General features: G+C 36.9%; 17 protein-coding genes. 4 read left to right on the top strand and 13 right to left on the bottom strand.

All coding sequences use genetic code 11. From position 1 onward, the window contains the following. Positions 1 to 507 precede the first annotated feature (507 nt). From LLW17_RS09480 to LLW17_RS09500, 5 genes are all read right to left on the bottom strand, one after another. On the bottom strand, positions 508 to 1,170 hold the full coding sequence (locus LLW17_RS09480) for a potassium channel family protein (RefSeq protein ID WP_228230012.1): 663 nt from the start codon (positions 1,168 to 1,170) through the stop codon (positions 508 to 510). A gap of 23 nt (positions 1,171 to 1,193) precedes the next feature. Beyond that, positions 1,194 to 2,756 carry a TrkH family potassium uptake protein gene (locus tag LLW17_RS09485; RefSeq protein WP_228230013.1) on the bottom strand — a complete coding sequence of 521 codons (1,563 nt, stop codon included), beginning with the start codon at positions 2,754 to 2,756 and terminating at the stop codon, positions 1,194 to 1,196. Beyond that, positions 2,749 to 3,060, bottom strand: coding sequence for a hypothetical protein (locus tag LLW17_RS09490; protein ID WP_228230014.1), 312 nt, complete (start codon positions 3,058 to 3,060; stop codon positions 2,749 to 2,751). Before LLW17_RS09490 ends, LLW17_RS09485 begins: the two co-directional genes overlap by 8 nt. A gap of 207 nt (positions 3,061 to 3,267) precedes the next feature. Continuing rightward, positions 3,268 to 3,945, bottom strand: a complete 678-nt coding sequence (locus LLW17_RS09495) for a response regulator (protein WP_228230015.1) — start codon at positions 3,943 to 3,945, stop codon at positions 3,268 to 3,270. Then, the gene (locus tag LLW17_RS09500; RefSeq protein ID WP_228230016.1) at positions 3,938 to 5,011 is read right to left on the bottom strand and encodes a sensor histidine kinase; all 1,074 of its coding nucleotides are present in this window, start codon (positions 5,009 to 5,011) and stop codon (positions 3,938 to 3,940) included. Before LLW17_RS09500 ends, LLW17_RS09495 begins: the two co-directional genes overlap by 8 nt. 440 nt (positions 5,012 to 5,451) lie before the next feature. Between LLW17_RS09500 and LLW17_RS09505 the strand changes: the two genes are divergently transcribed. Next, positions 5,452 to 6,666, top strand: coding sequence for a site-specific integrase (locus tag LLW17_RS09505; RefSeq protein WP_228230017.1), 1,215 nt, complete (start codon positions 5,452 to 5,454; stop codon positions 6,664 to 6,666). Positions 6,667 to 6,866: 200 nt separating this feature from the next. Here LLW17_RS09505 and LLW17_RS09510 read toward each other — a convergent pair whose 3' ends face one another. The 7 genes from LLW17_RS09510 to LLW17_RS09540 form a co-directional block, all read right to left on the bottom strand. Further along, complete coding sequence (locus LLW17_RS09510; protein ID WP_228230018.1) at positions 6,867 to 7,112, bottom strand: hypothetical protein; 246 nt, start codon at positions 7,110 to 7,112, stop codon at positions 6,867 to 6,869. A gap of 148 nt (positions 7,113 to 7,260) precedes the next feature. Further along, positions 7,261 to 7,785 carry a hypothetical protein gene (locus LLW17_RS09515; RefSeq protein WP_228230019.1) on the bottom strand — a complete coding sequence of 175 codons (525 nt, stop codon included), beginning with the start codon at positions 7,783 to 7,785 and terminating at the stop codon, positions 7,261 to 7,263. Positions 7,786 to 7,976: 191 nt separating this feature from the next. Next, entirely contained in the window at positions 7,977 to 8,936 is a 960-nt protein-coding gene (locus LLW17_RS09520; RefSeq protein WP_228230020.1) for a hypothetical protein, read from the bottom strand. A 326-nt stretch (positions 8,937 to 9,262) separates the two neighbouring features. Continuing rightward, on the bottom strand, positions 9,263 to 11,506 hold the full coding sequence (locus tag LLW17_RS09525) for a GmrSD restriction endonuclease domain-containing protein (RefSeq protein WP_228230021.1): 2,244 nt from the start codon (positions 11,504 to 11,506) through the stop codon (positions 9,263 to 9,265). Then, positions 11,496 to 13,331, bottom strand: coding sequence for a DUF262 domain-containing protein (locus tag LLW17_RS09530; protein ID WP_228230022.1), 1,836 nt, complete (start codon positions 13,329 to 13,331; stop codon positions 11,496 to 11,498). Before LLW17_RS09530 ends, LLW17_RS09525 begins: the two co-directional genes overlap by 11 nt. Before the next feature lie 200 nt (positions 13,332 to 13,531). Continuing rightward, positions 13,532 to 14,473, bottom strand: a complete 942-nt coding sequence (locus tag LLW17_RS09535; protein WP_228230023.1) for a hypothetical protein — start codon at positions 14,471 to 14,473, stop codon at positions 13,532 to 13,534. Between the two features lie 442 nt (positions 14,474 to 14,915). After that, a complete protein-coding gene (locus LLW17_RS09540) occupies positions 14,916 to 15,152 on the bottom strand; it encodes a helix-turn-helix transcriptional regulator (protein ID WP_228230024.1) in 237 nt (78 codons plus the stop codon). A 423-nt stretch (positions 15,153 to 15,575) separates the two neighbouring features. Here LLW17_RS09540 and LLW17_RS09545 point away from each other — a divergent pair, with 423 nt between their 5' ends. Beyond that, entirely contained in the window at positions 15,576 to 16,373 is a 798-nt protein-coding gene (locus tag LLW17_RS09545) for a sigma-70 family RNA polymerase sigma factor (RefSeq protein WP_228230025.1), read from the top strand. Positions 16,374 to 16,375: 2 nt separating this feature from the next. Beyond that, positions 16,376 to 17,473, top strand: a complete 1,098-nt coding sequence (locus LLW17_RS09550) for a hypothetical protein (RefSeq protein WP_228230026.1) — start codon at positions 16,376 to 16,378, stop codon at positions 17,471 to 17,473. A gap of 946 nt (positions 17,474 to 18,419) precedes the next feature. On the opposite strand, the gene LLW17_RS09555 is transcribed toward LLW17_RS09550, so the two are convergent. Then, a complete protein-coding gene (locus tag LLW17_RS09555) occupies positions 18,420 to 18,809 on the bottom strand; it encodes a BfmA/BtgA family mobilization protein (RefSeq protein WP_228230027.1) in 390 nt (129 codons plus the stop codon). Positions 18,810 to 19,606: 797 nt separating this feature from the next. On the opposite strand from LLW17_RS09555, the gene LLW17_RS09560 reads away from it, so the two are divergent. Further along, positions 19,607 to 20,800: an ATP-binding protein gene (locus LLW17_RS09560; protein WP_228230028.1), complete on the top strand. Its 1,194-nt coding sequence runs from the start codon at positions 19,607 to 19,609 to the stop codon at positions 20,798 to 20,800. Positions 20,801 to 20,924: the final 124 nt, after the last annotated feature.

A 20,924-nucleotide genomic window follows, 5' to 3' on the forward strand; every position in this document is an offset into this window, starting at 1 on the left:
TAGTAGTATTACTATCATAAATAGTAGTATTGCCTTTAATATTGTGTGCCTTGCTTCCCTTTAAAAAGCGAAAAAGCTGAAACGTTATCTTTTGAGCCTATCGTAAAAATTAATTAATGTAATTACCCAGCCTGAATTAGCTATGACCGATTTCGTATCAGTTTTAATATTTGAGTTGCACTAAAAACACTCTTATTCGGCTATTAAAACTCTAAATAAGGACCAACTTCTGTTTCAAAATGCTTTTGATAATTCTTAAATGCCTGACTCCAGATCTTGTAATTTTTAACTGCAATAAAAAAAGCCGACTCCTAAAAGTCGGCTATTCGATTTTTTGCTTTAGTTGAAAAAAATTGAGCTTAACGATTTTGATCCGCCCCCCCTATCCCAAAATCCCTGATGCTGGTTTATGTAAGCGCAAATGCTTCAAAACACTTGACTAGCTCCTCCGATAATCGTTCTTAAACAGGCGTACCGGCAGTCTCAATTCGTTATCTCAATTTTGATTTATGCGCCAAATACTTTAGATATTGAAGCAATCTGATTTTTACGGGATAAAACCACCACAATATCATTTACGAAAATTCGGGTCTCCCCTTCCGGAATGATAATCTGATTGTTCCTTTTAATAAGGTTAATCAGCGTATCTGCCGGCAAAATTTTCTCCCGATTAAGGTCTTTGATTAATTTGTTTGCAACGGAAGACTGGTGCTCAACGATAATTTCCAAAAGCTCAAAACCATCTCCTAAATCGAGAAATTCTTTTACGTTAGGACCTTGCACTGCTCTGTACAAATACCTTCCGTTTAAACGATGCGGGCTCTCAACCGTATCAATCCCCAACTGTTCAAAAACCGGCAAAAGGTCATCATTGTTCACCGAGCTTACGAGGCGTTTAATTCCCAGATCTTTGGCAAGAAGTATAACCAGAGCATTTACAGCATCATCGTGAGTTGTTACAATAATGGCATCGGCCTGCTCAGCTTTTGCCTCTTTTAAGATTTCGCATCGTGTGGCATCACCGTGAATGACCACACAGTCAAAATTTGTAGCTACCCGGTTGGCTACTTCCTTATCCTTTTCAATCACATAAACATCCTGACGGTCGTTTATGGCGGCTTCGATGATGTGCTTTCCGGTTCTGCCAGAACCTACAATAATAATATGCATAGCTGTAGTTTTTTAGATTAAGATTATAGTTTTCGCGCTTTGGTTCCGTAAAAGAGTATTCTAACGAGCACCAGCACCGGGATGATTTCGATTCTGCCGGCCCACATTTGCAGGATGTAAACGGTTTCCAATACCGGCGACATGGAAGGATCTGATATTCCGGTAGAAAGGCCTACCGTTCCCTGTGCAGACGCAGCTTCAAACAAGGCATCAGCCAGGGTAAAATCGCTATTCATAAAATAAACCGTTAGCATAGTTGAGCTAACGACAAACAATAAATAGATCAACGTGAAAATTCCTGCCCGGGCCAGCTCCTGATTCATCTCTGCAGGCATCATATACCGGTTGTTAAATTTTACGCTTTTGATGGTGTTTTCAGACAGGAAAATCTTGTTGATGTGCCAGCGCAGGCCTTTCTGTAATAATAAAGCCCGAATGATTTTAATCCCGCCAACTGTCCCCCCTGCAGATCCACCCACGAACATTGCTGCTGAAACGATAAAAAGTATAGAGAGATCGCTCCAATCGCCTATTGATGCCGTTTGCCAGCCGGTCGTAGATAACGCGCTTATAAATTGAAAGACTCCTTCTCTGAAAGGCGCCGCAGCTGTACCGGATTGCATCAGTAACAGTGATAATACAACACCTCCCGCTACTGAGGCTATGAGTATTGCACGTGTTTGAACGTCTTGCCATACTTCACTCATTTTTTTCAGAATAATAAAACGGTATAAAAAGGGAATTGAAAGTCCGCCCAGCAGCATCGGAAGCAAAAAAAGCATTTCCATTTGCTGCGAATTATAACCCGCAATACTGTCATCAAGAGTGCTAAATCCTCCTGTAGATTGCCCGGCCATCGCGTGGTTGATGGCATCAAAAAGATTTTCAGTTATGGGATAATCGGGCAAAATAAAATAAGTCCCCAGAGCGATGTAAAAAAACATGAGTATGGTAACGATGAAATAAACCTTCCAGATAGATCGCGCCGTCTCAATTACATTTGTTTTTAACTTGGTTCCACTTGCTTCAGAACCATAGAGCAGAATGGCAGACTGCCCGGGAATATGTTTAAACACCGCCAAAGCCATCACGATAAAACCGGCGCCACCCACCCATTGCGAAAAAGAGCGGTAAAAAAGAATCGCCTTACCTACCGAGGGCTCATGATAAGCCATGGTTAAACCTGTGGTTGTAAATGCACTGGTACTTTCAAAAATACAGTGCAGGATGTTTTTAAAATTGAGCAAACTCGATTCGGTATACGCGGCTCCGGCAGGGATAAATTGCTCCATTATATCTGTAGGAGTAACATGTGCTATGACATAATAGGGCAAGGCTCCCATAATGATAATACTAAGCCAGCCCAATGCCGCAATTATTAGGGATTGCTGGTATTTTGGTTCCTGAGCTTCGCTTAGTAGCTTATAAATTAAATACCCAAGACCCGAAGTGAAAATTCCGGAAGTAGCAAACCCGAGAAGCGAATACCATTCTTTATAAACAACAGCTACAAGACAGGGGGCAAGCATAACAATCCCCAGGATAATAAGAAGGCTCGAGATTTGTTTGACAATTGTTTTATACATGGGAATTCAGTTTAATACCAGATTGATTTACTAAAGTTTCTATTTGAAGTAATATGCTGTTGAGCTCTTCAAAAATTTCCAGATTTTGCCTTGTGGTCTTTACACAATCCCGGAGCGCAATCAGGTTCTCCCAAAAATCAGGTTCCCGGTCAGATCTGAGGGCTTCTGCCATTAAACCTTTCAATTGTGCATCAACCTGCTCCACACTAAACCCGGACACTGAAAGCTTTGCTTTAAGCAGATTGTCTAGAGCTCGCATTTGAAATAAAACAGCGACCAGTACATTTGCTTCTGATTGTACCATCCTAATGAAATTTAAAAGGTGAGACAGAGGCGTCCTACCCTAAATCAAGAAGTACGGTTTTTAAGGATAAACGCTATGTGTAAATCATAACACACAGCTTCTTCAACTCCTCAAACGACCTTAGCTTCTAAGACTTTACAAAGTTGAAGCGAAAAGAATATGTATAAAATCAAAGAAGTGGCAGATGGTATAAAGATTTTATAAAGACTATTGAAAACGATAGCCTACGCCACTTTCGGTAATGAGGTGTTGGGGATTATTTGGGTTTTCTTCTATTTTCTTCCGCAGCGATCCTACAAACACCCGCAGGTATTGTGTTTCGGTTTGATAGCCATAGCCCCAAACTTCTTTCAGGATATATTGATGCGTCAAAACCTTACTTTCATTTTTAGCAAAAAGTGCCAGTAAGGTATATTCGGTGGCCGTGAGTTTTACGATTTCGTTCTTGCGCTTTACAACCCGTGCCACAAGATCAATCTCCAGTTCATTTGCTGTAATTACCGATGCGTTAACCGCGGTCTGACTTCTGCGAATGGCAGCTCTAATGCGTGCCAGAAGTTCACCGGTTCTAAATGGTTTGGTGAGATAATCTGTCGCCCCGGCATCTAAAGCAGACACGATATCTTTTTCGTTATCAAGAACAGAGAGTATGATAATAGGCTTGCCGTACCATTGACGTAGTTCCAGCAAAACCTCATGACCACTCTTATCGGGCAGTCCTATATCCAGAATGATCAGATCAGGAGGATGATTTGCAGCCATCAGAACACCTTCTCTGGCAGTAGCTGCCTGTACCACTTTATAGTCGTTGCTTTCCAGATTAATCTGAAGCAATTTGCGAATCTGTGGTTCATCATCAATAATGAGAATCTCAGCTTTATTCATATTCAAAATCTTTTATCGCAACTGTTTTAGATGGAATTTTTACTGTAAAAAGGGCACCGCCTGTTTTCTTATTTTCTAACGAAATACTTCCGGCCAAAGCTTCGGTAAATCCTTTGGCGATAGACAGGCCAAGCCCGGTACCTCCGGTAGCCTGATTGTTAAGCTTATAAAATTTATCAAATGCAAAAGCAATACTTTCTTTAGGAAAACCGATGCCATTATCTGAAACGCGAATTTCCAATAGCTGACCTTCAAGTCGTACATCTATCAAAACTGTGGTATGCTCAGGAGTATGCTGCAAGGCGTTATAAACAAGGTTTTGAAGAATGGTCTCCAAAAAACCCCCATCGGTCCAGACTAAATCTAAATTTTTCTGAGGGGTGAAAACCAACTGATGTTTTGTGGCCTGTTCCTGATTTTGCTGAAGCACATTAAAAATAGACTCATTTACATCGCACCAGTCAAAGGAAGGCTTGAGAATACCTGCCTCCAGCCGACTCATATTTAACAGATTATCAACCTGCCTGTTTAGCCGGGCACCTGCAATCGAAATTTCATTATACAACTCCTGCTTATGCGTTTCAGAAATCCTGGCATTACCATCCTGAATGGTATCAATAGAGCCAATTATCGTTGCAATAGGAGTTCTTAACTCGTGAGAGAGAGAATTTAAAAGGATGTTATATAAATTGATGGTTTTGGTTTTCTCCGCTTCATCTCTACGTTTACTGTTATAATCTCTTATTTTATAAGTAAGCACTGTATTTACCAAAGCCAGAATTAAATACATAAAAAACATCAGCACATCTTCGGTACTAACTATTTTAAAGGTGTAAAGTGGAGAGATAAAAAAGAAATTGAGCAGTATCGCGCTCAATAAGGCGGTAAGAAGAACCGGTAAAATATCAAAAAGCATAGCGCTTATCGAGACGACAAGCAAATAGATTAAAGCCGCGCCCTGGTAGCCTATGTACTTCAGAGAGAGTTGAGAAGTCAAGGTTGCTAAGGCGATGAGCAAGCCACTTATCAAATACTGATTGGATTTTCTATAGATCAACGCAGACATGAAATTTCTGTTTCTACGAAAATACCCTAGATTCTATAAAGATTTTGTAAAAATTGATGACTGGTTGTTATTTGAAGAGAAGGGTATGTCTATAAGGTGAAAAACTTCCTCTGGCATCAATCAGGATATGCCAAACCATCCAGACTCGACTCTCAACTATGTTTCCGCTAATTCAAAATTCCGGAAACAAAAAAACCTCTGACTTTCGTCAGAGGTATTTTCTTTGTACAGGCGGAGAGACTCGAACTCTCACACCTTGCGGCACTAGATCCTAAGTTGCCCCTAAAACCCTTTAAAAAACACTTAATCATTTGAAATATAATTAGTTACATAATATTTGCTATTTTCTGTAATCATCTGATATCAAGGCATTTCAATTTTTGTTGTACCTATGTTGTACCAAATTTTAAGTACCTTTATTAGGTATTTAAATCTTCAGTATGAATTCCAAAGCAGCCATAACGCTACGTAAAAAGGCAAATCAAAAAGGAGAATTTCCACTAGCCATTCGCATAACCAAGAACCGAAAATCTAGTTACATCTATTTGGGTCATCATATTGACTTGAAATATTGGGATTCAAAAAAATGCTGTGTGAAAACAGCCCATCCAAATGCCACGCGTTTAAACAACCTTTTACTGATTAAACTTACGGAGATCAATAAATATTTAATCGACCTTCAATCCGAAAACAAAGACTTTACACCTCTCCAAATCAAAAACGATATCGCTTTTATAAAAAGCAACAAAAACTTCTTTGATTTTGCTAATGATCATCAGGAAGAGATCGTTAACACCAGGCAGTTTTCGAGGGTTGCAGTTGATAAGGCTTATAAAAATCATATAGCCAATTTTGCGAAAACCGAGGATCTCCCCTTTCAGGATATAAATGAGGACTTTCTTAAAAATCTTATGATCTATCTTAAGAAAACACCTAAGCTGTCAGATCGTACGATTGCCAATGTTTTAGTATATATACGCCTAATTTTCAACAAGGCCATTCGTAAAGGAATGATAGACCGTAAATTCTATCCGTTTGGCGCCGGAAAAATCAAAATCAAATTTCCGGAATCTCATAAGGTGGGCTTATCCGTAAAGGAAATACAAAATTTGGAGAAACTGGAAGGCTTGACCCAGAAAGAAGTGCACGCAAAAAACGTATGGCTGTTTAGTTTCTATTTAGCCGGTATCCGTGTTGGGGATGTCTTAAAAGTACGGTGGAGTGATATCTACGACAACCGTATTCATTACACCATGAATAAAAACTCAAAACTGGTCTCTTTGGAACTACCCGAAAAAGTAAAGCCCATTTTAAACTGTTATCTGGCAGATAAAAGAAGCCCTGGTGATTATGTATTCCCCGAATTAAAAGAAATTGATAGTGCGGACGATAAAGCCATTTACGCCAGGTCTAAGGTCGCCAACAAGCACCTCAATAAACAACTTAAAACCATTGCAGAAAAGGCAGGCTTTACCAAGAAACTTACGATGCACATCTCTCGACACAGTTTTGGCAATATCGCAGGAGATAAAATCCCGGTTCAAATGCTACAGCAGTTATACAGACATTCCTCGGTAACTACTACGATGATGTATCAATCCTATTTTGCAAGTGCCACTACCGATAAAGCTTTAAATAGTGTGGTTAACTTTTAGTTATAGTTATTCAAAATTTTCAATAAACAACTGTTCTTTTTTGCGAAAAACTTACCAACGACCATCTAAAATTACCCACCCCAAAACAAACTAATACCATAGTAGGCTGACCGACAACCAACCTCTTCAGTCAACACGGCATTCACGCTAGGTCATACCGACCGCACGAACGCTAGTTATTTCCCACCGTTTTTTCCGCTCTATAAATTCAATTCCCCTTTTTCCAAATCTTCCAATTCCAAATAATCATTTATTCTATCTAAAGATGAATCCACTTTATTGATCATTTCCTTGGTCGCTTGGAAATGAGATCGAATCTCGCTTTTAGTTAATTTATTCTCAAGAAAGTCCAGTCTTCTTAAGATATGTAATTGAGAAGCAAAAATATATTCTAACATATCCCTATCGGATGCCTCTTTAATAGATTTTAATTTCCTTAGTTTCATAATATGTTTTTTATAGTACAAATCTATCGAAAAGTTATTTTCTATTGATTTTTATTATTTATGGTTTTTCACAATGTTATTAACCAAACAAACACAAAATAGCTTTTTATGGTTACACAAACTTCAATATTCCTTAATTGAACTGTTCTTAGCTCCTCCTTGCGAATTCTTCTATTCCGGTTAATGAATACGATGGAATAAGCGGAAGATGAGCTCGGCCTTTTGAACTTGCTAATTGTAAAATTCCCGCAATATAATATTGGCATATATCGAACATTCCCTCATCCGAGTTTGTGCTGATTTTTGAGGTAAGTTCAAAAGCGAAATTTCTACTCACTCTTTTTTTTAAATTTGAGGATATAATTTTGAGGATTATAGAACCTACAATTAATCCTAATCCGATTTTCCAGTTAAAAAATATTGTAACCAATCCTGCGATGATCAGCAATATAGACAAGCCTCTAAAAGTCCGATATCTTGTGTATTTTGACTCCTGTAATTTATTCGCAAGCATATTGGGTGAAGCAATAATTATTATTTTTTCTGAACGTATAGAGTTGATAAATTCATGATAATTTTCGTAAAAATCTTCTGTACAATGTTCGGCTTGTGAGTTTAGTTTTCCAAATTTTTCTTCGAGTTTGAGTGTTAGTTCGGCTAAGGTTGGTTTCATTTTTGTTCAAGTTTGGTTTTGTTATTTTGGTTTTCAAATGATGGGTAACGGCTCGTCTATGAGTAGTTGCGTGGTTTAGCACTTAACTGTGAAAGTACACACCAAACCGAATCCCGAAGCTTCGGGACGCGAGGATTTTTAGAAATAGAAGAGAACAAGCAATTACTTATCGCCATATTTGTGAGCAGTTTTTAATTTCGGTTATTCATATAATTTAATAATAAATGTACCGATTCTAAACTTGTCAAATAATTATCGTCAAATGACATCATTTCTACAGAAAACTTTTTTTCTTTTTCAAATCTATTCTTAAGTTCTAAAATTGTTCTTTCAATTTTCGCCCCTGAAAGCGGAAGGACAACTCCAAATAATCTATGACTTAATTTTGTTGAAAGTCTAAATAGAGCAAAAATGGATTCCATATTATTTTCTGTTAAAAAAGGAACGCCAATCCTCTCTTCTGGAAAAGGTCCTTTAAACCAACAATCCAGAGGATAAATATCAGATTCAGGATTCAATAGTTGCTCTCTAATTCTGTCATATTCTTTATCGAATATAAATGCGTATCCAAATCTTTCAAACATCAGAAGGTAAGCATTCTTGATTATTGCTATTTGTAATTTTTTGGAATCCACTCTCGTAGGGTTTGGTTCCCAATATGGCTCTTTAACTCCTTTACCCTTTATGATGTTAATATACTTTTCGAGTGTTTCCGGATTATTGTTTTTCTCGGATAAATGCGCTTTAGTAATGCCATTTTCCTCAACAATTATTTTTCCATTCACAGTTACATTTAAAGTGAATTTTCCTTTCATTTCCGCTCCTGAAATTCGCTCGTGAAAGTCCATCTCCTTTAATCTTTCTGTCAAATGCCAATCAATATCTTTACCCATTCTATTATTGCATCTTTCGCAGGTTAATAAAATTTGAGAGCCTCCTAATGATTTAGGTGGCGCATCCTCAAGACTCAATGGATTTTCGACTTCTTGATTTAAGTCTTCTTTTGTGAACTTATCAAGGCAAATAGGGCAGATGTAATCTCCTTTTTCAATTTCAATTTCTTTTGGCAATATTCCATTCTCTTCAAGAAAATAGAGGTTCTCGGAAAATTTGTTAAAGAGGAATTCTCTCTTTTTATCGCCTTTGCTCATAAGTTGGTATAAATTGATCACTACGGTAACATATAAGTGTAGTGCGGGATAAGAAGCACTTTACTTTCGGTTTCCCACTATTTTTGTTTGTATTCAATTCCTTTAAATTTAGCACTTTAGCCCGCATTACGTTTATACAATGTTCTATGTTGGCTTTATTCCGTTCAGTTTGTCAATCAGTGTTGCAAAGCCATACTCTTTTTCAATTTTTGGTTGCAGCGTTGGCTTGTGCGAATTGTAAATGCGTATGCCTTTAAGTGCTGGCTTTTCTTCAATGGTTTTTTATAACTATTCTTGTTTAAATTTTGGTTATGTAAATTTCTGATTCATTTCTTTTGAAGTATTGAATTAATGTAGTCAACCAATTTTACAACCCTGTCTTCTGTATCCAATCCTTTTGCATTTTGCTCTATATAAAGTATGCCTTCTTCATCAATCACTTCGTAAGCTATAAGCTCATCATAAATTGGGTTTTTAACTCCTTCTGCATTTTGGTTCTCAAAAAGGAAATGATTGCTGGCTATATTGACACTTATGGTGTTTTTCTTGATTTTCATAAAAAGTAGGTCGTTGTAATCACCAAGAATTAGCTTTTTGCTCTTTACCTGCCGATTTACTTCATAAAAAAACGGACACCAGTTAAAACCGTTGAATTGCTTCTGACGCATCTTATTAAATACATAATAGTCAAACGAATAGTAATAACCTCTGGAACATTCCCAGCGAAATGAAGGGTATTTGATAAAATAATATTTCCAATCCTTAGGCTTTGCTTCGTAAGATTCAAGCACTGTGTTAATGTGTTCTTTAATATCTGTGTTAGGTTTTTCTGCTAAGAAGTCTAAGCACTTCATCAGTACTGGTCGAGTATGTGAAAAAATATCTTTCTTCTTTCCGTAACCTGGTGTCGTGAAAAACTTTCTAATGACCTTTTTATTTGAGGAAAGAATATTGTACCAGCCTTCTTTTCTTTCTCCATTACCGCTATCGTGTTGGGTGTAATCACCAAAACAGAGTAAGAAGTTAGCTCTATTAGAGAAGTCTTGAATTAGTACATCTTCATCGAAGTATTTTAAGAACTGAGAAGCTCTATGCTCTGCATTGTCGTCAAATTCAAATATGGATATATTTCCTCTAAAAATGTCGCTATCCTCTAAACGGTAAAAAGTATCAAGAGCTTCTTGGGTTTGGTAAAACGCTTCTTTCTCTTTTTCCTCTTGTATTTGGTCGGTTTTAAATCTCTTTAGGGCATCAAAATCAAAACTCAATAAGAAGGTTTCTAATTCTGTGATGCTTTCTACCAAGGTTTCTCTACGTAATTCAAATTCTGAATTTACAACAAGATTCCTTACAATTCTTAGTTTCCTCTCAAAGTCCTCTGTTTGATGAATGTTTTGGAATAAATAGCTATGCAATAACAGTTGCTCTGGTAAGCTAAAACCTCTATCCTTATCAAAATACAGTAAACAGCGAACTAATAAGTTATTCACTTGGTGAGGGAAAAATAATCTTGTTTTATCCTTATGAAAACTAGCTTTATCGAAATAAAAAGTATTTCTCCAAAAATCAGGATTTGTCTCATTGCTAATTACCAAGTTATCTAATATTGAAAAGAGTTCTTTTACATTATCTATGTTGCCGTAGATGTTTTTTAGCTCTTTAGATGATTCTACAGTATCAGAGTATGGTATATCGTTTTTAAGACCAATAACGTAGGTAATGAAGTTGAAGAGGTTTAAGAAGCTATTGTCTACTAATAAGGCAATATCTTTCACATTCTTAGCTTCCTCTGTTTCTAAGAGTAGATTCCAAATACAATCAAACCAATCTTGGTCTATTTGCTTTTCAAATTTTTGCTTTAGTTCTTCATCTGTAATAATCTCAGAAAAGTTTGCTTTGAAGTATTCAAACTCTGTAAGAGGTTTACCTCTTGAGTTCATTTTGATGTATAAATCATCCGATAACTTGAACTCACTTAATACCAGCTGATACATTTCAAAAGGACAGTTTTCGCCTTTTAGAACTTGCCAAATATCTTCCAAACCATAATCATCATATCGAAATTCAATATCATCTAACACGACAAGCATCGCTTGAATGCTTGGGTCAAAATCCCAAGTTTCAAAGTACCAAGACTGGTTTTTAATTTCGTCTGAAATACAGCTACTTGTGAATTGAGGGTTAAAAGCAATAAGTTTTTTACAAAATATGGTGGTACTGTGCCTTGTCTCGTAAACAAAGTTTTGAAGCGCCTCTTTTTCCTCTTTAGGTACACTTTCCTTTGATGTTACAAACCAATATAACAACCACAATACAGTAAGCCGTTGTTGCCCATCAATAGGTGAGAAGATTGGTTTATCACCTTGTGTTTTATTACCGTAGATAAAGTCTAACTCTAAATTTTTATGGGTGACTTTTTCTTTATTTTTAATAATTGTATCAAAAATGGCATCTAAGAAATCTCTTCTTATTTTACTGGTGTTTTTATCTGTTCTGCCTTGGGCAAAATCTCGTTGAATGATTGGTATTTCAACTTTATCGGCAAGTATGTTTGTGAATTTAAGCTTCATTGAGTACTGGTGTTTTGTTTAAATAATGGTTTAAGCACTCGCCAATTTCTTCTAAGTGGTTTTCTCTTTCCACTTTTGTCCAGATAGATGATTGAGCATAAGATTCTTTTTGATAATAGTTTAGAAATACCCTCTTGGTAGCAATAGGAATAAATGCTCCTTTCTTATCCATCTCTATAACTTTTCTTCGCTTTATTTCGAAAATGGAATTACTCAATGAGATATTTTCTGTTAGCCCTAAGAGAGCTAAGTTTTTAATATTGTGTAGATAAAGATTTTCATCTTCATCATCTTTTGGAAGTATCTCTATTATTGAAGCACTTAAATCCTGAAACTGAGCATAGGTGTATTTTTCTCTATCAATAGTTTTGGCTTTCTCAATGATTTCAGCTGCCTTTTTAGTGTTGGTAGTTATCGAGGGAAGCACGTTTAAGTGCATATCTAACCAAGAGAACCATTGCTCCCTTTTGTTCTCATTAATACCTATGATATTTTGAGCGTGAATGTGCTCTAAACTCTTATTAATGTTTTTGTAGATTTCAAAAGGGAAGAAATCGTTGTTGTTATTATTCTTTCTCGTAAGCTCCGTATTTACCAATAATAGAATTTCTATCAGCTTTTTGTGGTCGTTACGGTTGTCATAGCTTAAATCATCCCAATCATTAGGAATACTCTCTGCTATTAAACGGTTTATTTCTTGCTCAAAAAGGTCTTTATCATTTTCTTTTTTGAGTTGGATAATATCCATAATGTTAGTGCCGATGGCAATGAGATAACCTACCTTGTGATAGTAATTTTTATGGGTGTACCAGTAACTTAATGAGCGGTAAATTTCTTCTATACTTAACCACTTTTCCCAAAGAGATTCTGCATTCTCTTTATCATCAAAGAAGTGAATGAAGCTGTATAGATTGTCTTTGCTACTATCTTTTTTCTGAGTAGCTATATCGAACAAGTATTCTATTTTGGAAGCATAACTATCCATCTTCTTATTGGATATGAATGCCCAGAATTTAGGGTTGTTGAGGTGGTTTTCAATCTCATCCCATAACTGTATTAGTTGGGTACGTCTTTTTACCTTTTCTTGCTCTCCAAACTCTTTGAAGCTTTCTTGATTTACAAACTTTGCCTTGATTAGTTCTGCACTATTCAATGGAATTTTACCTCTATTAAGACGGGTAAATAGTTCTTCACTTTTTTGTGTATTATCATTTATTTCGTACCAAATAATCTGTGTACTCCATTCAGGCATAATGGTAGCACCATCTTCATCTTTCTTTACACTTGGTAGTAGTGTATCTAAAAAGTTGTTTTTATCAGAACGCCCTTCAATCTTACCACTATTTTCAAACCAATCTTTAACAGTGTCATAGGCTTTACTTAGATAATACAAATCGGGCTTAGTGAGATTACTTTCTGTTTGATTTAAGAATTGGCGTGTTTCTGGACGAGTTTGGTATTCTATAGTATAGATGTCCTCTTTATATTCATCACTGAATTTATCTATCCGTAAGTGTTCTATACGCAAATAAGTTAGGATTCTGTGAATGGTGGTTAATCGCTGCTGTCCATCAATTAACTCATAACCATCAATGGTATCTCCATTTTCTGAAAGCCACGTTTTTTTACGTACCACTATGGGTTGAAGGCAGTAAAAGGAATTGACCTTAGCAGGGTCTTGCCTGTATTCCCAAATATCATTGAGCAATTGGCTAACATTGTGGCTGGTCCATCTGTAACCACGTTGGTAATCGGGTATGTAAAAATGAAGCCCCAATAACTCGGTGATTGTTTTTAGTATGATTTGGTTTTCCTGTTTATTCATTCAATTTTTTTGACATTTTTGCCTTGGGTAAAAAGCAATGTTTGCGATAGCACTCTTTGCTTTTGCGGGTTTGGTTTAGCTGGCAGAGAACGTGATTGTATATGAGCTGTGGCGTGTCTCGGCACAGACCTTTCCTGATAAAAAATGGCTTTGGAAGATCTGCAGAATTTTCCAAGTAAGTACAGACCAAGCCGTAGTATTTATTCCATAAAGTTGTAGTGAGTAAATCTCCACCCATTTATTTTTGCCCCAGTTCTTTTTTGATATGCTAAATATTTTTGCACTAATGGTTTTCCTAATCGACTATTCAAAATATTCCAAACAGATTTAGCTAAATCTTGGGATTCTTCAATTCCGTTTCGGACAAATAATTCTCTAACTAATAATCCAGCATCTTCATTTTGAATGACACTTTCCATAATTATTTTATCTACTTTTTTCGCTAATTCGATAGCTATGTAAGGAAGTTTGATAATATCAGCATCTGTCATATTTAAGGGTGCTCCAACTGAAGTAAATCTTTCATTCCAAACTCTAGAAAGATCATCAGAAGTTTCTCTTCCATTATGAATTATTGCGTTTCTGACATAAGTCCATTTATTCCAATCTTCTACAAGCCCATCACTAGGGTCATTTAATTGATATTTAAGCATACTCTCTAAACGCTTAACCATCATTAAATGCGATTTATTTCTAATATATTTTTGAGTTACTTTTTCAGCGAACCATTCTCTCACATTATCATTTTCCATTTCATCAGCTATTTCTTTTGCTTCAAATGGCATTCCAGACTCTCCGATTAAAGTAGGTTGTAAATACATCATTCGTTTCACGATGTTAAAAAGATAAACTTCAAAAACTGTAATGAAATTAACTATTGAATTTTCTCTGGTAATTTGTAAAACGCTGTTATGATTTTCTAAATATGTTTTTGGTGGTAAATCAATACTTGTAAAAGGTATTTTATTATCTCCTGGATATAATGTGATTCTTGCAGGTAAATCAATTTCTGGGATTGTTTTCCACCATCTTTCAGAATAAATCAAAGAGGTATTTATTTGCCAATAATTTCGGATTTCCGCTTCAATTGATTTATAGAAGTGTTGAAGTGCTAATGATTTTCCGTAATTTTTCTTTGCCATATGGTTGTTTCTTGTATTTGCCCTAACGTATTATATCAACACCAAACATACACCTCCCCTTAAAATTTACTGGATATCAACATTTTAAAGTGATGTTTATAAAAATAGCTAATCATTTTAAAAGTATTTTACAGAATCCCGTAATTCTCCAAAAAATGTATAGCTATAACAGGATTTATTTACTAATCTGTATAGCTAATTTAGGACGGGTCATCCCTAGGCAAAGCCTACTCAAAGCCTAGGATAGAGTATGAAGAGTGTATGAAAACGCCTTTGGAAAAGTGGAAAATTAAGATTTCCTTAACTTTTAACTATATGCTCTGGGAAAAAGTACTTATTTAGAGTAATCATTCAAGAGGATAATTTTAGGAAATAGAGTTCATCTCTTTGAAAGAATGCTTGGATTAAGCTAGAGGTTAGTTTAGGAAATTTGGCCTGTTTCTCAGATCATCAGATCAGGAAATTTATCTTCAACAAGTTTAAAAAATTCAGACAATTTTATTTGTCGAGCATCACAAATTTTTTTTAGAGTCTCAACAGGAATACGGTACTCTTTTTCGTCAAGTATTCTTCTAACAATTTTCTCGTCAATGTTATGATTCAGTGCAAAATCACGATTTGATTTAGCATCCTCTATCCATTCTGAGATGGCATTAGATATGAGAACGTTGATATTCATACAGAACAAAGGAAGAATATCAATTAAAATTTAATGCGGAAGAACTTCCGCATTAAATAAAAGAATATTATATTTGACTCATAATTATATATTTGCGAAACTTCTTAGCATAACATATTAGAAGCATTCGCTTTGAATCTCGAATCAAAAACTGGTAATTTTTAGCAACGAGAGGATAAGCAGGGATGCTCACGACCCGGGCGTGGGCTCTCGCTTATTGTTGCGCGGTATACCAGTACCTTGATTCAATAAGTTGAGACCTGCGCCTTTTTGTATTGGGCCTTTACTTCAGCTTTCAAAGCCTTTGTTTCCTTCCTAAAAAGTTTCTACAACCTCCCCCTACACCAGTTAGTAGTCCGCTTTTGCGGCCTAATCAACAATACCCCTAAAACAGCATTTGTAGAACCAAAAACGGGTACGGTTATGAAGCACTATCCCAGTGAAATCCATTTTGAGTCTTTTAAAGCGGGCTGCAGCCAGGCATTTAATGCCCTGTATAAACACTATTACCGGCCTATCTATTGGACGGGCAGAACCTTAATAAAAGATGTGTTTGTTGTGGAGACCCTGGTACAGGATGCCTTTTTAAGGCTTTGGCACAAACGCGACGACATTGAGTCGCCCCAACATCTGGTTAATTTCCTATATGCGGTCATGAACAACGACTGTAAATGGTTTTATGTACGACCGGGGAATCAGTTTCAGCGTAGTTTATATTCTTTTGATGATTACCCGAACTATCCCGACTACCGATGGGGCTATGATCCCGAAGAAGTAGATACGCATCTAAAAGAGCAGCAAAACAGGCAAAAAGACTATGAGCAGATCATCACCATCTTACCCCTGCTGGGTAATCAGTCCAAACGCCTTATTGAACTGGCTTTGGAGCACGGCTTTAAATACAAAAGCATTTCGGAGCAGATGGGTATCAGCATTAAGGAAGCCAGCAACCTGATGAAGGATTCCATCGAGCAGATCAGAAACATCCTGCAACAGGGAGCTCTGGTGGTGAATACGAATTCGGCTTCGGAGAATGCCTCTCAACCTAAAGCGCTAACCGAGCAGGAAGCCCGGGTACTGGCCCTGCGCTGCGAGCAGCAGTATTCCTTTGCCCAGATTGCAAACGAACTCAAGCTTTCTCAAAAAGAAGTGCATCGTGCTTTTACCACGGCCTATCAGTTTCTACAGGAGCAACACGATAATCAATTACAATCTGCCTGATTATGAAAACCAAAACCCTCAGCCTTACCCGTAAAATCCAACTCAATATAGACCTGCCCGATTATGAGGAGCGTAAAGCCGCGATGGCAAAGCTTTACGACTGGCAATACTGCTGTTTTAAAGCTTCCAATATTATCGTAAGCCATCTCTACGTGCAGGAAATGATCAAAGAGTTCTTCTACCTTACCGAGGACATTCAGTATAAGCTGGCAGATCAAAAAAAAGACGAAAATGGCATTCTAAACCGTTCGCGAATCAACACCACCTACCGGGTGATCTCAGACCGGTTTAAAGGTAAAATCCCCACCGAGATCTTATCGAGCCTTAACCGGAATCTGGAAAGCGCATTTAAAAAGAATGCACCGGAGTATTGGAGCGGGGAGCGCTCCCTTCAAAACTTCAAACGGGATAATGGCTTTCCCTTTGGTCCTTATAGCATGTATTGCTTTAAATACGATGAAGAGCGCAATTGTTTTTGTTTCCGGCTCTTTAAAATTCCCTTTTGCACCTATCTGGGCCGGGACTTCTCCGATAAGCGGGTATTGTTGCACCGGGTACTCAAAGGCGAAACCCGCTTACGTACCTCCCAGATCAAATTAAAAGACGGCAAGATCTTCTGGCTGGCGGTCTTTGACATCGAACAGGAACATTATGTCTTAAAGCCTAATGTGGTGGCAGAGGCTTCCCTGTCTTTAGAATATCCCATCACGGTTAAACTGGGCAGCCACAGGCTCCATATCGGCACCAAAGAAGAGTTTTTATACCGCAGGCTGGCGATTCAGGCTGCGCGTAAACGGGCGATGGCCGGATCGGTGCATTCCCGGGGTGGTCACGGGCGCAAGCGCAAGCTTAAAGCCGTTGAAAAGTTTAAGAAGAAGGAAGCCAATTACGTGAATCAGCGTCTGCACGTGTACAGCCGGAAACTCATAGACTTTTGTGTCAAGCATCAGGCCGGCACCCTTATCCTGGTCAATCAGGAAGCCAAAATAGAAGCCGCACAGGAAAACGAGTTTGTACTCCGAAACTGGAATTACTACGAACTCATGACCAAAATCAAATACAAAGCAGAAAAAGCGGGGATTGAGCTGGTGGTAGGATAGTTCTTTGGTTTTAATCTGGAAGATAACTTTGAACTCAAAACTTTTGAACTCAAAACTTTTGAACTTTAAACTTAAATAGAGGGTGCCTGTACAACCACAAGGTGAGATTAATAATACTCACTAAGTGTCCTGAGACATATACAGCGCGTGACATCTGACTTAAAAGAAAAAACTTGACTTTGAATCCGAAACATTGAATATTGAATTTATAAGGAGGATGCTTGTACATCCATAAGGTGAGATCACAGATACTCACTAAGTGCAGTGGGCACATACAAAGCGCGGGCAAATCGTATAGTAATTCCTGACGTACGCCTTACATCTGAACTCATAACTCAAAACTTTGAACTAAATAAGCGGAGCCTGTACACCCATAAGGTGAGATCACAGATACTCACTGAATGTCGAAAGGCATATACAGCGCGTGACCATCCGCTTTAAAATGAATATAGGCTGATGAAAGAAAAAATAAGGCCAGGTAAATTAACCGAATCTATATTGACTCTGAACTCCTGACTCAAAACTTTAAACTAAATAAGGGGGTGCTTGTACATCCCTAAGGTGAGATTTACTAATACTCACTAAGTGCAACGGGCACATACAACGCGTGAGCTTACTTATTTAAAACCGGATACGATGAGCTTATAGGTTTAAAGCTTTTGGCTATAGCCTTATGAATAAAAAACCTTGAATATGGAATTTGATTGGAGGGTGCTTGTACACCCATATAGTGAGGTCGAAGATACTCACTAAGTGCTACGGAGCATATACAACGCGAAGGTTCATTCTATTTCAATACCCTACGGTATACGTACACGTTGCACTCCTAACTCTGGATTTAAACTTAATAAGAGGGTGCCTGTACACCCGGAAGGTGAGGTCATTAAACACTCACTAAATGCAAAAGCATATACAGCGGACGTGAGTGATTTACAAATTTTAATATCTAAAAATCCTTCCCATCCCAATCCTCAAAACGAGCATCATCCAGTTCATCTTCGCGCTTTACAACTAATGGCTTTTCCTCCTTCGGTTCTGTTTGGGTAAACAGCGCTTCGAGCATCGCCTGAGTAGGTTTGGTTTGACTTTTCTCGATGCTTTTAATTATTGCTATGATGGCATTGAAACGTTTATTGAGCTTCCGCTCCAGCGTTCTATGAGAGGGCCCCAGGCGTTCATCAGGTGAGATTTCGTTGATCTCAAAAAAGTCCATCATCGCCATTAACGTCATCGATTGGGACTTTGACAAACGCTTGCAAAACACCCTAAATCTTTGGGCGACTGAAGCCTTGATTTTCAAGCCTTCAAACCCCTCTTTTTCATATCCTTTATCCATTTTTTCATAAAAAATTAAGTGGTTTCACCGGGCGCAGCAGCTTTTTTCATAAAAAATCAGACGTCTACACTCAAATGCATCAAGCCTCACCCCTTTTAAAGGATTGTTAATCAGTTTTTTATATTGGAAAATGTATTCCGTAACCTCGCGCAGCGGGTTACCCTCTTGCTATACATTTTCCTTCGCTTCGCTCCCTAAAATGTTACTTTTTCTACTCCAATTTAGATAAAAAAATTCCCATTAATTTTGATTGCAAATGCCTGTAAATTAAATGAGAAGCAAACCCATTTACTTATTATATCCGGAGCGTTTTTCTTACTGTACATATCAGCGCAGAACGCATCAACTACCGGGTATTTTAATATCAGGCCAACGAAAAATGCAATCCCAAATACAGTTCCATTTACTTCCCATAGCGCCATCACGTTTCCTTTTCGACCCTACCCTATTTAAAATTTAGCAAGGAAGAGCTTTTATAAAAAGTGCGACAGGGGAGCCTGGTTATGCAAAGCGGCTCCGGCTAAATTTTAGTTCTTAAACGAAAAGGAAACGGGTGCTGTGCAGGATGTTGAGCTACCGGTTTGAAGTTGATTAAAAGGTTTCTTGAATAAACGCAAACTTGAAGTCAGCAGGATCAGGCGAACGCAATCCTTTTTCGGATTGGGTTCAAGATTTTGGAATGAACCTCTTTTCCCGAAATGAAGCCTTTCGCGGAATGGAGGGAAATGGGGTGAATTCCATTGTTTCTTCGAAGCATAAAATTTAATGGGTATATTTAGAATCTAGATTATTTATCAATGAAGCTCAACTACCTAAGGCAATCTCCTAACCCAAATTACTTACCTCCTATAAGTTCAAATCATCAAGAATTACCTATTTCGGAAATGCCTTGGAAAGAATTCGAAAAACTCTGTCTAAGGATGGTTCAAGAGATAGATAAATTTTCAATTCAGGATTCTCAAATATTAGGAAGAGGAGGTCAGAAACAAGAGGGTATCGATATATATGCGGTTACTAAAAAAGGAAACTATGAAGTTTATCAATGTAAAAGATATAAGAAACTATCAACTTCCAATATTGATAGATTAATTGCAGAATTTAAAATAGGTAAATGGTTTATTAAATCTAATTCATTTACGCTTTGTACAAGTGTATCTTTTGATGATATAAAGCTTCAAAATGAAATTGAGAAACATAGACTTGACCTAAAACAACGAGGAGTTAATTTGAAAATATGGGATTCTTCTAAAATTAATTTAATGCTTAAGTCGCATCCAAAACTCGTTTTAGATTTTTTTGGACCAGTTTGGTTAAACGCCTTTTGCGGAAAGCACGTTTATGATAAAATCACAAACTCAATAGATATAAATGATTTAAAAAAGTGTTTTAAAAAAGCTTCACTTTTCATAGAGCAGACTCGGAATTATTTTGAAAATGTACCCTCAACACATATTATTAGGAAAGAATTTAAAACTATCACAAAATGGATTGAAGAAGATTTAGTTAATCCAAATAAAAACTTACTTGTTATTGAGGGGGTTAAAGGCATAGGTAAATCAGTAGTAATTAAAGATATATACAATTTTCTGAATAACGAAGGTTATTTGACATTAGGAATTAAAGCTGATAAATACTATGCCTCCACACCAAAAGAATTAGAGAATAAAATATTTGCCAATGAAGAGGTTACTTTAGAAAAAATTTTAAAACTTGTAAACTCACAAAACATAAAGCTGGTTGTTTTAATTGACCAAATAGATGCATTATCTCTTTCCTTATCATCAAACAGAGAATTCTTACACACATATAATAGATTAATTAATGAGCTCCTTAATGAAAAGAATGTACGTATTATAATATCTTCTAGAAGTGAAGATTTAAAATACGATGCTGAACTAAGCAAGTATAAAAACAACGATTTCCGAAACATTATCGTCTCCTTACTTAGTGTAGAAGATGTAAAAAAAGTATTGCTGACTTTTGATATATGAGCATCCCCCAAAAATTAGGACAGTAATTTAAGTTCCAAAATAACTTTAAATTTACTGTTTTATGACACGAAGAAAATTCACACCCAAGTTCAAGACCAAAGTGGTTTTAGAAGCTCTCAAAGAG

Origin of the sequence: Leeuwenhoekiella parthenopeia (genome assembly GCF_020782115.1) — a bacterium.
GTDB classification, from domain to species: Bacteria; Bacteroidota; Bacteroidia; order Flavobacteriales; family Flavobacteriaceae; genus Leeuwenhoekiella; species Leeuwenhoekiella parthenopeia.

What these genes read in the sequence shown, in the direction of transcription:
- LLW17_RS09490 (WP_228230014.1), bottom strand. Translation starts at nt 3,060, where the DNA reads ATGGTACAATCAGAAGCAAATGTACTGGTCGCTGTTTTATTTCAAATG.
- LLW17_RS09525 (WP_228230021.1), bottom strand. Translation starts at nt 11,506, where the DNA reads ATGAAGCTTAAATTCACAAACATACTTGCCGATAAAGTTGAAATACCA.
- LLW17_RS09555 (WP_228230027.1), bottom strand. Translation starts at nt 18,809, where the DNA reads ATGGATAAAGGATATGAAAAAGAGGGGTTTGAAGGCTTGAAAATCAAG.
- LLW17_RS09495 (WP_228230015.1), bottom strand. Translation starts at nt 3,945, where the DNA reads ATGAATAAAGCTGAGATTCTCATTATTGATGATGAACCACAGATTCGC.
- LLW17_RS09485 (WP_228230013.1), bottom strand. Translation starts at nt 2,756, where the DNA reads ATGTATAAAACAATTGTCAAACAAATCTCGAGCCTTCTTATTATCCTG.
- LLW17_RS09500 (WP_228230016.1), bottom strand. Translation starts at nt 5,011, where the DNA reads ATGTCTGCGTTGATCTATAGAAAATCCAATCAGTATTTGATAAGTGGC.
- LLW17_RS09515 (WP_228230019.1), bottom strand. Translation starts at nt 7,785, where the DNA reads ATGAAACCAACCTTAGCCGAACTAACACTCAAACTCGAAGAAAAATTT.
- LLW17_RS09560 (WP_228230028.1), top strand. Translation starts at nt 19,607, where the DNA reads ATGAAGCTCAACTACCTAAGGCAATCTCCTAACCCAAATTACTTACCT.
- LLW17_RS09545 (WP_228230025.1), top strand. Translation starts at nt 15,576, where the DNA reads ATGAAGCACTATCCCAGTGAAATCCATTTTGAGTCTTTTAAAGCGGGC.
- LLW17_RS09510 (WP_228230018.1), bottom strand. Translation starts at nt 7,112, where the DNA reads ATGAAACTAAGGAAATTAAAATCTATTAAAGAGGCATCCGATAGGGAT.
- LLW17_RS09535 (WP_228230023.1), bottom strand. Translation starts at nt 14,473, where the DNA reads ATGGCAAAGAAAAATTACGGAAAATCATTAGCACTTCAACACTTCTAT.
- LLW17_RS09540 (WP_228230024.1), bottom strand. Translation starts at nt 15,152, where the DNA reads ATGAATATCAACGTTCTCATATCTAATGCCATCTCAGAATGGATAGAG.
- LLW17_RS09505 (WP_228230017.1), top strand. Translation starts at nt 5,452, where the DNA reads ATGAATTCCAAAGCAGCCATAACGCTACGTAAAAAGGCAAATCAAAAA.
- LLW17_RS09550 (WP_228230026.1), top strand. Translation starts at nt 16,376, where the DNA reads ATGAAAACCAAAACCCTCAGCCTTACCCGTAAAATCCAACTCAATATA.
- LLW17_RS09530 (WP_228230022.1), bottom strand. Translation starts at nt 13,331, where the DNA reads ATGAATAAACAGGAAAACCAAATCATACTAAAAACAATCACCGAGTTA.
- LLW17_RS09520 (WP_228230020.1), bottom strand. Translation starts at nt 8,936, where the DNA reads ATGAGCAAAGGCGATAAAAAGAGAGAATTCCTCTTTAACAAATTTTCC.
- LLW17_RS09480 (WP_228230012.1), bottom strand. Translation starts at nt 1,170, where the DNA reads ATGCATATTATTATTGTAGGTTCTGGCAGAACCGGAAAGCACATCATC.